Genomic DNA, 14,227 nt, shown 5'->3' with positions numbered 1-14,227 from the left:
CGTTAATTCTTGGATCCGATACGAATGGTCCGATCCTGAGTGTGTCCAAGATTATGCACCTTTTCTTCAATGGATTTTGCAGACCGCCTTTCAATCACACCTGCAGGGATGAAGTCGTATGGATAGCGATTACGGGACAAGGATTGGCCCGGCGACGGTGCTCAATGGCGTTATTCTTGTCCTGGCCTTACAGGCCCCCTCGCTCTTCGCGAGGACTCTCGGCATGGTAGCGGATGATGCTACACGATCAGTTACGGTATTCGATGCCGACACCGATACAGTGTTGGGCTCGGTAACGACAATCCCAGGTTTCAGTATCGGTGACGTTGTTATTACGCCGGATCAGACTCGGGGCTTTGTGACCAATTTCAACAGCGAGGTCTTCGTCATCGATTTGACCGCGTTGCCACCCCGACTTGCCGAAGGCCCAAACCCGATTCCCATTTCCAATCATGGCGAGGAGCTCGCGATCAGCCCGGACGGCAAGTTCCTGCTGGTGTGCGATTCCATTGATCCTCAACCGATCTCGGTCGTCGACATCGCCAGCCAGACCGAGATCCATACCTTGTTCGTGGGCTCTGATACCAGTTCGATCGAAGTCTGCAGCGATGGCTCGGTGCTGGCCGTATCGTATACGGACAGGAGGGTGCGCCGCCTCACCATCGATGGCGCGGGCCTGTTGAGGGATACGGGCGAGGGCCTGTCTCTCGGTTCCGATGAACCCAACAATGTCTTTTGCGCTCCGGGTGGCACGTCGGGCCTTGTCCTTAATGGCTTTCCTGCTGAAATTAAGTCGTTCACGATCCCCGGGCTAAAACAGGTCGACACACGACCGTTATCCGGTATACAGGGCGTTTCCGGCCTGGTGGATTTCGCAGGACGCCGGGTCTTTGCCAGAAGCGGCTTCGAGGGTCTCGTCGACGTCTTTGCGTATAACGCAGTTACCGCGGTACTCGGCGCCGAGCATCTGTTTTCAATTCCGGTTTCCAGTACGTTCGCATCGATCGGATGGGATCAGATCGCGCTGCATCCCTACAAGGGGAAATTGTACGTCTCGGAATACTATGCCAATGATGTCAAGGTGTATGACGCGCGCACCGGCGTCTTGCTGACTTCGATTACCGATCCCCACATTGTCCAGCCGTCAGGGATAGCCGTAGCCTCGGCAACGGACCCGTGCGCTGGCTCCCCACCCGCCGGAGCGATCGAGGGAACGGATGGCCCCGATGCGTTGCGCGGCACGTCGGGCGACGATGTCATTTCCGGCTTGGGCGGCAACGACACGATCGACGGCCGTGGCGGGGATGATCTGATTTGTGGTGGCGAGGGTAACGACCGGCTTCGTGGCGGTGCGGGTGACGATATCGTCGGCGGCGGTGGTGGAAACGACGCGATTTCGGGTGCCGGCGGCAACGATACGCTTCGGGGCGACGCGGGCAACGACGCCATTTTAGGCGGTCCTGGCAATGATCGAATCGACGGTGGCGCCGGTCGGGACTTATGCGCGGGCAATTCGAAGAATTCTTTCCAAAACTGCAATCCGTAAATTTGCCGGGGCCCCAAGTGAAAACCGCCGCATGCCGTAAAAGGTCGGGCTTTTATCGGCAAGACCGGCGCACTTTGCGCCCTCCTCCAAATCGGGGAGGGCATTCCCATCGCGCTTTGGGCAGGCGATACAAACAGTGCTCACGGAGCGGATGGTTGGAGGGAAGCGCCGGGCGTTGAAACGTTTCCGCCACCCGCGGATCGGCGTTCAGCTGCGCAAACGGTTCAAGATCGGCGATACGCCATTGCCACAACCACTCGAGACGGTCATTGCCCCAGTAGCGGTGCGGACCGTAGACGAAGAAGGGCACTCCGAACAATCCTTCCCGTTGGCCGCGAACAACGCCTTTCAGCACGCGCCGCTGCGACGAGCGGTCGTCGGTGCTTCGGATGACGGCATCCGGTTCCAGCCCGCAGTGTTCCGCTATTAAAGCCAAGGCCGCCTTATTCCGATCGGGGCGGCCGGATTACAGTCACGCCTGTCAGGGAAGCTCTGATTAGAGCATTTTCCGATTCGGTGTCAGAGCGCCCGATAGGTAGGTCGGCAATCCTTTGCCGAGCCGATAAGTCGGCAAGGGATTGCCGACCTACGTTCTTCCCGCCCGACACAAAGCCGTACACCGGGATGAAAGACGCTCTAAGTCCTTCGACAGGCTCAGGACAGGCTTGTCGAACGCTCTCCTGAGCCTGCTCTGAGCCTGTCGAAGGGGCATGAACGGAATCCACTGTTCAGAGCTTCCTCAGGTGGCTGAAAGCGTGCAGCAAGCTGACGGCCGCGAGTCGGATGGGCAACGGCTGCGTCAAGCGGCGTACGTAGAATTTCGTTGAACTCTCGTATCAAGCGGCCATCGAAAACTTGGACGATGAGCAAAAGGAGTTCGAATTAGTGTCCGTAAAATCCGGGCCAGCTCCGTTACGGAGCCCGGTTGGATAAGGTTCCGTGAAAAATCGGCATACTTTGATTTCTCTGGGATCAAATCGTCGTCATCATAATTATTGGATCATGAGAGAAGGAGTTCCATTATGAAGTCTTATGCATTAGCGGCTGTATTGTCATCGGTTATGGTTGCCGGGCCTGCAATGGCCGATAACGACTTCCGGGCGTTGGGCAAGGTGTCCAGCTTAAAACCGATGACCGAAGGGCAACTCTCTGCCGTCGAAGGCGGGACTTTGATACCGTTTAAGAAAGATAACGGTGGTAAGGTCAACGCTGGTAACGTTAACCAGAACATAGCCGTAACCACGATAACTGCGGTCAATCTAGCCCTTTTTAGTAAGGGCGGCGCCGATCAGACTATCGTGTCGGTCACGCAGCAGAGCATTGGCGGTAAATAACGAGAAGCCTCGGGCCCCTATCGAATGCTGATGAGGGCCGGAGAACCAGGCGGGGGAGCGGTCATGCGCTCCCCCGCTTTTTTACCTCGATCAGAAAATCATGAAGAGCCGGATGAAAAAATCATTCACACGGGGTGGTCTGTTATCGCTTGTGCTCTCATCCATAACCAGTGCCTATGGTCAATCCGAGTTTCGTGCCTTGGATAAGCCGTCCCGGCAAGAAACGGGTATTGCATCGTCAAGGCTGGACGACAGCGCGCTCGATCGAGTGGAAGGAGATCTGGATATTACGTCCGGCTCGGTTGATCCGGCATCGCAACAAGCCGCGATGCAAGCGGCGGTGCTTGAAAGAACAGTGATGGCGCATCGGTCCGTACACCGATTTTCAATTTGGCGTGCCGAGCGCAGTCCCGTCATGGAAGTCTTCCAATGGACGGAAACACGGGCACGCAGAATATGATGAGCTTCTCAGCGTCCTGATTGGTTTGCCGGTTTCCTTTTTTTGACGAAGTCCCTCCCTGGACTTCGCTCTCGCGACAAACGCCGTTCGTCTCGTTCCGCTTCCCGGCGAATCAAGCGACCTGTCGCACGGACTTTTCCAAAATGGCGACAACCTCTTCCCGCGCCTCGGGTTCGATGCCGTTGAGGCCGCGGTTCAGGGCGCTGACGATCGCCAGCACCGACGCCGTGACGATGTTGGCGTTTATGCCGGCGCCATAGCGGATGCCGGGAATGCCGTCGATCGCGACTTCGACGAAGGCGGCGGCTCTGGCGTCGGCTCCTTGTCCCATGGAACGTTCTTCATAGGATTGAACCCGCACCATTCCCCCGAAGGCGTGAGCCACGGCATCGATGGGACCGTTGCCTTCGCCGGTCAGCGTGATCCGCCGGCCGTTCGTTTCCAGCATCAGGCGAATTCCCTGAACCGTTCCATGCTCGAACAGATGATGCTCGAGATAGCGGATGGTCGTCGCCGGTCCCAGATATTCTTCGGAGAACATTCGCCAAAGCTCGTCCGGCATGACTTCGGCGCCGGTGGCGTCGGCATGCCGTTGCACCATGCCGCTGAATTCGACCTGTAGCCGGCGAGGCAGCACCAGTCCATAGGCCGACTCGAGCAGGTAGGCGATGCCGCCTTTCCCCGACTGGCTGTTGACGCGGATGATGGCGTCGTAGGAACGGCCCAAATCGGCCGGGTCTATGGGGAGGTAAGGCACTTCCCAGAATGTATCGGGCCGCTGATGGGCCAGGCCCTTTTTGATCGCATCCTGATGCGAGCCGGAAAAGGCCGTGAATACCAGATCGCCCACGTAAGGGTGGCGCGGATGGATCGGCAAGCGGATGCAGTCTTCCACGGTCCGCGCGATCTCGTTGATGTTCGAAAAATCGAGGCCCGGATCGATGCCCTGGGTGTACAGATTGAGTGCCAAAGTCACCAAGTCCACGTTGCCGGTCCGCTCGCCGTTGCCGAACAGACAACCCTCGACACGATCGGCCCCGGCCATGACCGCAAGTTCCGCTGCGGCGACCGCGGTGCCCCGGTCGTTGTGGGGATGGACGCTCAGAACGACGCATTCGCGCCGCGCCAGATTCCGGTGCATCCATTCGATCTGGTCGGCGTAGACATTGGGTGTCGCCATCTCCACCGTCGCCGGCAGGTTGATGATGACCTTGCGCTCCGGAGTCGCGCCCCAGGCCTCCACTACCGCGTCGCAGATGTCGCGGGCGAACTCGAGTTCGGTGCCGGTAAAGGCTTCCGGGCTGTATTCGAGCACCCATTCGGTGTCCGGATGCGCCTGCGCGAGTTCCCGAACCAGCTTCACGCTGGAAACCGCCATCGCGATGACCTGGTCGGGGCTCATGCCGAAAACGATTTCCCGGAACGGCCGGGCAGTCGCGTTGTAGACGTGGACGATGGCCCGGCGGGCGCCGTAGAGCGATTCCATGGTGCGACGGATCAGGTGTTCGCGGGCCTGAGTGAGCACCTCTATGGTGACGTCGGCGGGGACGTGTCCGCCTTCGATCAGAGTCCTGACGAAGTCGAATTCGGTCTGCGAGGCGGAAGGGAAGGCGACCTCGATTTCCTTGAAGCCTATATCCACCAGCTTCTCGAACAGGCGCATCTTGCGCTCGGCGTTCATGGGCTCGAACAGCGCCTGATTGCCGTCGCGAAGATCGGTGCTCATCCAGATGGGCGCTTGGGTGATGACCCGGTCGGGCCAGGTGCGGTCCGCGAGTCGGACCTTGGGAAAGGAACGGTATTTGGTGTTCGGCTGCTTCAACATGATCGGTGACTCCTGGGTTTTCGTCGGATGCGATGAGTGTCCATTGCGGCGACGGAAAGGCTGCCGGGCTGCCGCGAACGCAAGGCCCGGCAACCGGGTTGAAGTCGAAGCAGGGGTAGGGCGGGCGTCAGGTGGTTCATGGTCGTACTCCAGGAAAAGGCGTCGTACGGACGCAGTTATCCCGTGAAGGGTGTTCAGTCGATCGAAGGAAAAAATGAGGTGAGTTATTTGCCCGCGCGGGGCAGCAGCAGACCGAGGCTCGGGGTAAGAGCCAGAAGAGGAGGGATGGAGGGCTGCCGTCGATTCATGGCTTCACGCTAACAGCTCGGTCGCCATGGTGTCAATACGAATTCCGCGAACCGCAAGTCGTTGCATGTGACGAAGCAAGCTTCTTGAAGGCAGCAGTTGCAAGGACAAGTGCGGTGCGACTATCCGGCGAACAGAGAAGTTCATTCCGAATGTGACATTGATCCAACTCCGCATTCCTCGCCTGACGGCCAAATCCGGATTCCATTGATCCGACCCAACCGCCCACGGATGGCATTAATTTCGCACACTCACCGATGCCCGGTAAAAACGCAAAAAAAACCGCGGCCTTCGTTCGATGATACCCATAGAGATAGGGAGTAACTCGTATGAAAAGCGTGGAAAACGGACCGACCCGTTGGCGGCTCTCAAGGGAGGCCTTGAGTGCCCGAATCCAGCTTATGGTCCTGAAGCGCGGTCTCGGAGTCCTGGTCGGATTTTGGCTGGCGTCGGCTAACGCCGAGTCTCCCTATGTGCCCCTTATTTTCGATAACCCGACGCCCCAGAACGACGCCTACTTTGGCGACGCCGTGGCCGGTGCGGGGGATGTCAACCGCGATGGGATTCCCGATCTCCTGGTGGGGGCGTCCTGGCAAAACGCGGATGGCAACTATGCCCAAGGCCGGGCGTTTGTCTTCAGCGGGGCCGACGGCAGTCTGTTGCACATTCTCAATAACCCGACACCCCAGGCTGTCGCCTATTTTGGTCGAGCCATGGCTAGGGCTGGGGATGTCAACCGCGACGGGATTCCCGACCTCCTGGTGGGGGCGCCCTTCCAGGATGTGGGCAGCCACGCTGACCAGGGCCAAGCCTATATTTTCAGCGGTGCCGATGGGGCCTTGGTGTACACCCTCGATAACCCGACGCCTCAGGACGACGCCTACTTTGGCGATGCCGTGGCCAGCGCGGGGGATGTCAACCGCGACGGGATTCCCGACCTCCTGGTGGGGGCATCCTCGCAAGATTTGGGGGGCAATTTCGGCCAGGGCCAGGCCTTTGTCTTCAGCGGGGCCGATGGGACCCTCCTTCAGACCCTCGATACTCCCCTGCCTCAGGAAGGTGCTCACTTCGGTTCGGCCGTGGCCGGCGCGGGCGATGTAAACGGCGACGGGGTTCCCGACCTCCTGGTGGGAGCGTCCGGGCAAACTGTAGCCGGCAATCGCGGCCAAGGCCGGGCCTTTGTCCTGAGTGGGATCGATGGCACCCTGCTGCACACCCTCGATGACCCGATAGTCCAGGAAAGTGCGCACTTCGGTGATGCTGTGGCCGGCGCGGGCGATGTGAACGGCGATGGCACCCCCGACTTTCTGGTGGGAGCTTACCTGCAAGACGTGGGTGGCAACGAGTACCAGGGACGGGCCTTTGTCTTCAGCGGGGCCGATGGGACCCTCCTTCAGACCCTCGATACTCCCCTGCCTCAGGAAGGTGCGCACTTCGGTTCGGCCGTGGCCGGCGCGGGCGATGTGAACGGCGATAGCAAATCCGACCTCCTGGTTGGAGCGCCCAGGCAAACCGTGGGCGGCAATGCACATCAGGGGCAGGCCTTCATCTTCAGCGGGGCCGATGGCATCTTGCTGCACACCCTCGACCATCCGACGCCCAAGGATGACGCCCACTTCGGTCAGGTACTGGCGAGCGCGGGGGATGTCAACGGCGACGGCAAAACCGACCTCCTGATAGGTGCCTGGAACCAAAGCGTGGACGGCAATCCTGGTCAGGGTCAGGCCGTGCTCTTTGTCAGCCGGCCGACGACGCCCGTGTGCTTCGGCATGCCGGCGACGATTGTCGGCACTGCGGGCAATGATGTCTTGCGGGGAACGCCGGGCAACGACGTCATCGTCGGCCTGGCCGGCCACGACGTGATCGACGGCCGCGGCGGCGATGACCTGATCTGCGGCGGCGACGGCAACGACACGCTCCGTGGGGGCACGGGTAACGATAAGCTCAGTGGCGGCGAGGACAACGATATCCTCTGGGGCGGCGCGGGCGATGACCTGCTCGAGGGCGGCCCCGGTCGAGACCGGGCCAGCGGCGGTTCAGGCAACGATATCCTTCGGGGCGGAGAGGGGGACGATATGCTGAATGTCGTGGACGGTGCCGGTGGCAACGACATCGCCGACGGCGGCTCTCATGTCAACGGCGATCGTTGCGCCGCCGATAACCGGGATACCGTGCAAAACTGTAACCTGTAATGTCGCCATAGGTCGACAAGCCGTGGCCGATAGATCGATTATGTCGGAAACGGATCCCGCACCTACTAACCCTTTTCCACCGAGGGAGGGACTTTGCATCCTCCGGTCTGGCATAGCGGTGGACGGCATTCGGACGCCTGAACTAGGATACCGCCAATCGTCGCGCTTCTCTTGAAGCCAGCACTCGGAGGGCTGACCAATGGTCTCTTTGGACGCCTCGGTCGCCGCTCGGTTTTCCGCGGTGTCTCTTCCCTAGCCGTCGCCTACCCGATTCCGGCGCTCGAGTAGGTTCTAAGCGGTTGATCCGAACGGTTCCCCATCCAAAAATTCGAGCAAGGTGCGCGCTTCCTCAGCCACTTCAGCATTGCCCGTCATTTGGGCGCGCACGATGGCGCCGTCGATGATCAGCAGAGCCAGTTCCGCCGCGTCGTTTGCCGAGCGTCCCGGCCGCTCCGGGATCATCGTTCGGACGAAATCCCGCAGTTCCCGCTTGTGATCCGCCGCGATCCGGCGTTCTTCCGCCGAATCCTCGCTCAGTTCCGCGACCGTATTGATGAACGCACAGCCTCGGAAGTCGGGATCCGAGAACCATTCCTTCAGGGCATCCGCGATGATGCCGAGGCCTGGCGAAGTTTGGGATTCGGCCAATTCCCGCACGCGCCGGGTAAACCAATCCATCCAGAATCGATGACGCCGTTCGAGAAACGCGATCACCAGGTCTTTTTTGGACGGGAAGTGGCGGTAGAACGACATCTTGGCGACGCCCGATTCGGCGATGATGCGATCGACGCCCACGGCGCGGATGCCGTATTGGTAGAACAGCCGTTGCGCGGTTTCCAGGATGCGGTCGCGTGCCGAGGACGTAATAGGCGTGGCGTCTTGAGTCATAAGAGGTTTTGAAAGCGTTTACGGGATTATTGACAGAATGGTCTGTCTCATCAATGCTGTAGACAGATCTGTCTACATGGCGGATTGCTCCTCGACCAGCACAAGGAAACGACCATGAGTTACACGTTTAAACCCGGTTTCCGATTAGGCATTTACATCTGCAAGGATCTGGAAATCGTCGACTTCGCAGCGCCCTATGGCGTATTCTCGGTCGCCCGGCGATTCGATCCCGAGCTGGAGGCTTTCTTCATCGCCGAGTCCTTGCGTCCGGTGCAGGCGCAGGCCGGCTTTACGGTGCTGCCCAACTATTCCTTTGCGGACCGGCCCGACATGGACGCCTTCCTGATCCCGGGCGGTTTCGGCACGCGGCAGGAAATCAACAACGGGCATCTGCACGAGTTCATCCGCGGCTTGCCCGAGAGAACCCTGCTGGTTTCGGTATGCACCGGTTCCTGGATTTACGCCAAGATGGGGCTGTTGGACGGAAAAGCGGCGACCAACCGCAAGGAGCCCGATCGCGTGGAACAATCCCCGTCGGGCAAAGTGCCCATCGACCGCCTGGCCGAGCTGGCCCCGGCCTGCCGCATCAGCCGGGCGCGGGTGGTCGACGCCGGACGGATCGTTACCGGCGGCGGCATCAGTTCGGGCATGGAAGTCGGATTTCACCTGCTGCGCCGGGCCGGGTACGGCGAAGATTTCATCGCGGAGGTGGCTCGGGTCATGGAATACAGCAAGGCTTACGATGTGTACGCGACGGACATCGAGTATGACGATTCCCATGCGTCATCTTGATTGAAATTTGTATAAAAACGATTGACCGGAGGAGAAGAAATGGCAGCTGCCAGCGAGAAGAAAACCGTATTCGGCGCGTGTCCGCACGATTGCCCGGACACCTGCGCGATGCTCTACGAAGTCGAAAACGACCGGCTGGTCAATGTGCGCGGCAATCCCGATCATCCGCTAACGCGGGGCGGCCTTTGCACCAAGCTCAAGGATTTCCACGACCATCACTACAATCCGGAGCGCGTGCTGTATCCCTCGCGCCGCGTGGGGCCGAAAGGCTCGCGCCGGTTCGAGCGGATTTCCTGGGACGAGGCGCTGGACGAGATCAAGACCCGCTGGACTGCCATCATCGACGAGTACGGCGCGGAAGCGATTCTTCCCTACAACTACCTGGGCAACCAGGGCACTCTTCAGGGCCTGACCGTCGGCGATGCGTTTTTCAACAAGCTGGGCGCGAGCGTGCTGGAAAAAACCTTCTGCGCGAGCGGTTCGTCCACCGCCTGGCTGCTCACGGTCGGCCCCACCGGAGGCGTCGATCCGGAAAGCTTCGCCCAGTCGAAATACATCATCATCTGGGCCTGCAATTCGGTCAGCACCAACCTGCATCACTGGCATATCGTCCACGAGGCGCAGAAAAACGGCGCCAAGGTGGTGGTGATCGACGCCTACAAATCCCGCACCGCCAAGCAGGCCGACTGGCATCTGGCCCCGAAGCCCGGCACCGACGGCGCCCTGGCCATGGCGATGATTCATCAGATCATTGCCGAAGATTTGCTGGATCGCGACTATATCGCCCAATACACGATCGGATTCGAGGATCTGAAGGAGAGGGCGGCGCGCTACACGCCCGAGTACGCAGCCGAAATCACCGGCATTCCCGCCGACGACATCCGGAAGTTGAGCCGCGAATATGCCACGACCCAGCCCGCGGCGATTCGCATAGGCGTCGCGCTGGAGCGTCATCACGGAGGCGGGCAGACCATCCGCGCGGTGTGCTGTCTGCCGGCCTTGACCGGGGCCTGGCGACACGTGGGCGGCGGCTTGCTACAAATGCCGGTCTGGGAATTTCCGATTCACTGGGATCGGGTGTGCCGGCCGGAATGGATCAAGCCGGGGACCCGCGTGATCAACATCCTGAAGTTGGGCGACGCGCTGACAGGGCGCATGCCGCTCGCGCCGCCGGTCAAGTCCCTGATGGTCTACAACGCCAACCCGGTGTCGCAGGCGCCGGAAACCAACAGGATCGTCGAGGGCCTGAAGCGCGAGGATTTGTTCACGGTGGTCAGCGAGCACTTCATCACCGACACCGCCGCCTACGCCGATATCGTTCTGCCCGCCGCGATGGCGGGGGAAATGGACGACATCATGTGGTCCTGGGGCCACCTCTATTTGACCCTCAACCAGAAAGCCGTCCCGGCCTCGGGCGAAGCCGTGCCCAACACTGAGCTGTTCCGGCGCCTGGCAAAAGTCATGGGATTCGACGACGAACAGTTCACGCGCAGCGATCGCGAGATGATCGAACACTACGTCGACTGGAATGCGCCGCAGCTTCGGGACATCGACCTGGCTTATCTGGAGCGGCGCGGTTACGCCCATATCCGAGGCGGCAAACCGGAAACCTCGGCGCCGCACGCCGAGGGCAACTTCCCGACGCCCTCGGGAAAGTGCGAGTTCAAGGCCTCGGGCGCCGCGCAGGGCAATTTCGTCGGCGCCGTTTTCCGACAGATGTACGAAAGCGGCCAAGGCGCGGAACCGATCGACGACTTGCCCGATTACGTGCTCTGCCGCGAGCGGCCGGAGAGCGATCCCGAGCGGGCGAAACGGTTTCCGCTGAATATCCTTTCGCCCAAAAGCCACGGCTTTTTGAACTCCTGTTACGCGAACGAAGAGCACAAGATTCGCGCCCAGGGCGAGCAATTCGTGCTCATCAACCCGGCCGACGCCGAACCGCGCGGCATTCGCGAAGGGGATAATGTGAAGGTATTCAACGACCGCGGCGAATTCGAAGCCGACGCGCGGGTTACCGAGGATACTCCGCCGGGCGTGGTGGTCGCGACTCTCGGATACTGGCGGAGCCGCAATCGCACCGACGGCTCGGTCAATGTGATCAGTTCGGCCGCCTACTGCAACTTCGGTCATGCGCCGACGTTCTCGGACAATCTGGTCGAGGTGTGGCGGGCGGATGTCCGGCTCCAATAGCGAGCAGGATCCACGTCCGGATCATCACGCGCTCATTCTCGTTAACGGCCGCCGGGGCAGGTCGTTGACCGAGCATGGTCGACCTGTTGCTAAGTACATTCCGCAAATATTTGCGGAATCTCGACAGATTGGCTTGATTGGCGGGGTTGTCCTGCAGGTTGCCTATGCCGCAAGACATTCCCTGAATGTACTTAGAGCGTTTTCCATCCCGGTGTACGGATTCGTTCCAGGAGGGGAGAGCGTAGGTCGGCAATCCTTTGCCGACGAAGACGCTCGGCCGGGACGTGGCGTCGGGAAAGGATTCCCGACCTACAGGGTGCTACAGTCGTAGGTCGGTAACCCTTTGCCGACGGGCTTTGTGTCGGAAATCGTCGCCTTGGTGTTCCCGGAGACACCGTTTGCGATTGGAAGGGTCGCGACTAAAGCGACCGTTTGCGATTGGAAGGGTCGCGACTAAAGCGACCGTTTGCGATTGGGAAGGGATTCCAGCCTGACCGGGCAGCTGTGCTCTCCCCAGTGGCGGGGGCGCTTTCGCGACGCCATCCAGAGGGGAGAGGGCTTTCTCAGGAAATTCCTAAAGGGTTAGGCGAGCCGGATGCATTCAGCGATGACCCCGCGCGCGTTCCCAAGCATAGTGGATCGCGTTTTTCATCTGGTCCCATTTGCTGCTCGGCTGTTTTTTCTCCCACACACGCCGGACATCCGGTTCCAGCGCTGCCCAGTCCTTGCCGGAGTAGGCGGGATCGCTACCCAGCGCGTGGCCGAAGCGGTAGGCGGGCAGGTACCGATCATAAGGCTGTCCCTGATTGCCGAAATGGGTCGAATAGTGCTGGCGAAAATCGGCATCGAAACGCTCGAAGCCGGACGGTGTTTCGGCTGCGCCTCTGCCGAATTCTTCCACGTCGACTTCGGTCCGGCGCAGCGTATCGTGGATGGTCTCGATATGTTCCGTCACGCCTTTGCTGACGGTGACTTCTTCAACCACCCGTGCTTCCTTGGAGGCTACAGCTTCTTCCCCCGTTTCGGTGAGCTCGATGGTGCCTTCCTTGAAGGCTGCCATGTCTGCGTCCGACACGGGACGGTCGACCCGGTGGCGTTCGACGTTGACGTGCTCTTCGCGCAGAGTGATGTCTTCGTCAACCGGCCGCTCCTTGACATGGGTATAGACGCGGACTCCGCCACGCTTGACGGCGCGCTTGCCCACTTTCAGCTCTTCCTCGACGACCGGGATTTTCGCTTCCTCGGCGGTACGCATAGGTTCTGTAGTAGTGCCCGCTTTGCCCATGGTCGGCTGTTGTGTCATGTCGGTCTGCTGCCATTGACCCGCGCGCTCCTCGATATTCACCGCGCCGTGTTCCTCCAGAATCTCTGCAGCACGGTCGGCGTGGCTTTCGTCGGTTTCGACGGTGACCAGGAGGCCGCCGCGGCGTACGCCTTCAGAGTAATAACGGATGTCCTCCGCAGGCAGCCCGATTTCATGCCGGCGCTCTTCCAGCAGCCCGAGCTTGGAAAGGACGAAGCGGAGGCCGGATTCCTTCTGGGCTCCACCGGCTGCGCCTAGCTCGCGCTCGTATTCGACATCGCTGGTCATGACATGAATGTGATCTCGGCCGAAGCCTTCACGCTCGAGGTCGTGCACGACTTTTTCGGCTTCCGATCGGTTATCCAGTAATCCAACCACTGTGTTAATCATGGCTTTCTCCTCGTCCGAACGTTAAAAAATACGATTAAAAACATCGAGGCATCTCAGTTTGAGACTCCAGGCTGTTCAAGGTCCGTCGTCTGTCTCTCCGGAGGAACCCGCTCGACCGACACTTCCTCGCGCCGCAGGGTCACTTGTTGCGGCCGGTGCGATTCCGTTTTGCGTCGGGTCACGTGCAGCTCTTCCTTCAGAACCAGCTGCTTCCGCACTACCAGGGTTTCTTCGAATACGGGAATGATCAGCGTGTCGCCTTCATGCCGGGCGGGCACCGGCTCATCGATAGGACGGTTTACGGCGACCCGCTCGACATGAAGCGTTTCCTGGATTAGTGGATCATCGACCTCTTCGACCCGGGTAGAAATGCGTTTGGTGATGCGCACCCGCCCGGTTTCGATTTTGCGGATTTGCCGTACCAGTCGTTCCTCCGCTACGGGAATGGTCAGCGTTTCGCCGCTTTCCGACGGGTCCCGCCAAGTGGTCATGGCTTCGGCCAAGGTCATGGGCAGAACATAGGTTCCGTCTTCCTGCCGATCGAGGACGTTCACGGGGATCACCAGCCGTTCGCCGCGCTCGAATTGCACTTGCACTACGGCCTGTTCGTTGACGGGAAGGAATGCGGGATCGACAAAACCCGGTAAACCGTCTCTGCTGACGACTACCGCACCGGGTTGGAATGAGCTTTCCATGGCGTACGGCTTAGCTTGAGGTCTCCGATTCGGACTGGTAGGGCGGTGGATTCTGTACACCCGCGAATGCGGATTCGCGCGGCGAGACTAAAGTGATTCCTCTTTGCATCCTGATGTCTCGATTCCTTATCAAGTAACGCCGATGTTTCTATTTGGAAACGGACAGCATCGCGGAGTTCCCCGCGAACCGCCAAGTTCCGACGCTATTTGCACGCGGAGAACCATCCAGGTCTTGTGTCGCGACGGCAACGGTGACATTCGGCGGCATCGACGCCGATAATACGGGGCCAACTATCCAGAATGCCC

Annotated in this window: 10 protein-coding genes and 1 pseudogene; 6 read left to right on the top strand and 5 right to left on the bottom strand. The window is 60.0% G+C overall.

Annotated features, from left to right (window positions below):
- Positions 1–118 precede the first annotated feature (118 nt).
- A complete protein-coding gene (locus JOD69_RS11900; RefSeq protein WP_086134037.1) occupies positions 119–1,546 on the top strand; it encodes a hypothetical protein in 1,428 nt (475 codons plus the stop codon).
- 52 nt (positions 1,547–1,598) lie between these two features.
- On the opposite strand, the pseudogene JOD69_RS11895 reads toward JOD69_RS11900, so the two are convergent.
- A pseudogene (locus tag JOD69_RS11895) lies at positions 1,599–1,994 on the bottom strand (DsbA family protein); the annotation flags it as partial.
- Positions 1,995–2,568: 574 nt separating this feature from the next.
- Here JOD69_RS11895 and JOD69_RS11890 point away from each other — a divergent pair.
- Both JOD69_RS11890 and JOD69_RS11885 read left to right on the top strand, forming a co-directional pair.
- Entirely contained in the window at positions 2,569–2,880 is a 312-nt protein-coding gene (locus JOD69_RS11890) for a hypothetical protein (protein WP_077728724.1), read from the top strand.
- 100 nt (positions 2,881–2,980) lie between these two features.
- Entirely contained in the window at positions 2,981–3,340 is a 360-nt protein-coding gene (locus JOD69_RS11885) for a hypothetical protein (protein ID WP_156880540.1), read from the top strand.
- 112 nt (positions 3,341–3,452) lie between these two features.
- Here the strand turns inward: JOD69_RS11885 and leuA are convergent, their stop codons facing one another.
- Positions 3,453–5,168, bottom strand: coding sequence for a 2-isopropylmalate synthase (gene leuA, locus JOD69_RS11880; RefSeq protein ID WP_205781044.1), 1,716 nt, complete (start codon positions 5,166–5,168; stop codon positions 3,453–3,455).
- Positions 5,169–5,800: 632 nt separating this feature from the next.
- On the opposite strand from leuA, the gene JOD69_RS11875 reads away from it, so the two are divergent.
- Positions 5,801–7,663 (top strand): FG-GAP-like repeat-containing protein, encoded by a 1,863-nt coding sequence (locus JOD69_RS11875; RefSeq protein WP_077728726.1) that lies wholly within the window; start codon positions 5,801–5,803, stop codon positions 7,661–7,663.
- Positions 7,664–7,954: 291 nt separating this feature from the next.
- Here the strand turns inward: JOD69_RS11875 and JOD69_RS11870 are convergent, their stop codons facing one another.
- The gene (locus JOD69_RS11870) at positions 7,955–8,551 is read right to left on the bottom strand and encodes a TetR/AcrR family transcriptional regulator (RefSeq protein ID WP_086134040.1); all 597 of its coding nucleotides are present in this window, start codon (positions 8,549–8,551) and stop codon (positions 7,955–7,957) included.
- A 114-nt stretch (positions 8,552–8,665) separates the two neighbouring features.
- On the opposite strand from JOD69_RS11870, the gene JOD69_RS11865 reads away from it, so the two are divergent.
- Together JOD69_RS11865 and JOD69_RS11860 are read left to right on the top strand one after the other, a co-directional pair.
- Positions 8,666–9,343, top strand: a complete 678-nt coding sequence (locus tag JOD69_RS11865) for a DJ-1/PfpI family protein (protein ID WP_086134041.1) — start codon at positions 8,666–8,668, stop codon at positions 9,341–9,343.
- A gap of 39 nt (positions 9,344–9,382) precedes the next feature.
- Positions 9,383–11,533, top strand: coding sequence for a molybdopterin oxidoreductase family protein (locus tag JOD69_RS11860; RefSeq protein WP_086134042.1), 2,151 nt, complete (start codon positions 9,383–9,385; stop codon positions 11,531–11,533).
- Between the two features lie 601 nt (positions 11,534–12,134).
- Here JOD69_RS11860 and JOD69_RS11855 read toward each other — a convergent pair.
- Together JOD69_RS11855 and JOD69_RS11850 are read right to left on the bottom strand one after the other, a co-directional pair.
- On the bottom strand, positions 12,135–13,226 hold the full coding sequence (locus JOD69_RS11855; RefSeq protein WP_086134043.1) for a DUF2382 domain-containing protein: 1,092 nt from the start codon (positions 13,224–13,226) through the stop codon (positions 12,135–12,137).
- A 53-nt stretch (positions 13,227–13,279) separates the two neighbouring features.
- Complete coding sequence (locus JOD69_RS11850) at positions 13,280–13,921, bottom strand: YsnF/AvaK domain-containing protein (RefSeq protein WP_205781040.1); 642 nt, start codon at positions 13,919–13,921, stop codon at positions 13,280–13,282.
- Positions 13,922–14,227: the final 306 nt, after the last annotated feature.

This window comes from Methylocaldum sp. RMAD-M (genome assembly GCF_017832375.1).
In the GTDB taxonomy this organism is placed as follows: domain Bacteria; phylum Pseudomonadota; class Gammaproteobacteria; order Methylococcales; family Methylococcaceae; genus Methylocaldum.
This window is presented reverse-complemented; position numbering and strand designations above follow the sequence as displayed.

Excerpts from the sequence above, each read along its gene's own strand:
- JOD69_RS11885 (WP_156880540.1), top strand. The coding sequence starts at position 2,981 with ATGAAGAGCCGGATGAAAAAATCATTCACACGGGGTGGTCTGTTATCG.
- JOD69_RS11865 (WP_086134041.1), top strand. The coding sequence starts at position 8,666 with ATGAGTTACACGTTTAAACCCGGTTTCCGATTAGGCATTTACATCTGC.
- JOD69_RS11875 (WP_077728726.1), top strand. The coding sequence starts at position 5,801 with ATGAAAAGCGTGGAAAACGGACCGACCCGTTGGCGGCTCTCAAGGGAG.
- JOD69_RS11870 (WP_086134040.1), bottom strand. The coding sequence starts at position 8,551 with ATGACTCAAGACGCCACGCCTATTACGTCCTCGGCACGCGACCGCATC.
- JOD69_RS11890 (WP_077728724.1), top strand. The coding sequence starts at position 2,569 with ATGAAGTCTTATGCATTAGCGGCTGTATTGTCATCGGTTATGGTTGCC.
- JOD69_RS11850 (WP_205781040.1), bottom strand. The coding sequence starts at position 13,921 with ATGGAAAGCTCATTCCAACCCGGTGCGGTAGTCGTCAGCAGAGACGGT.
- JOD69_RS11860 (WP_086134042.1), top strand. The coding sequence starts at position 9,383 with ATGGCAGCTGCCAGCGAGAAGAAAACCGTATTCGGCGCGTGTCCGCAC.
- JOD69_RS11900 (WP_086134037.1), top strand. The coding sequence starts at position 119 with ATGGATAGCGATTACGGGACAAGGATTGGCCCGGCGACGGTGCTCAAT.
- JOD69_RS11855 (WP_086134043.1), bottom strand. The coding sequence starts at position 13,226 with ATGATTAACACAGTGGTTGGATTACTGGATAACCGATCGGAAGCCGAA.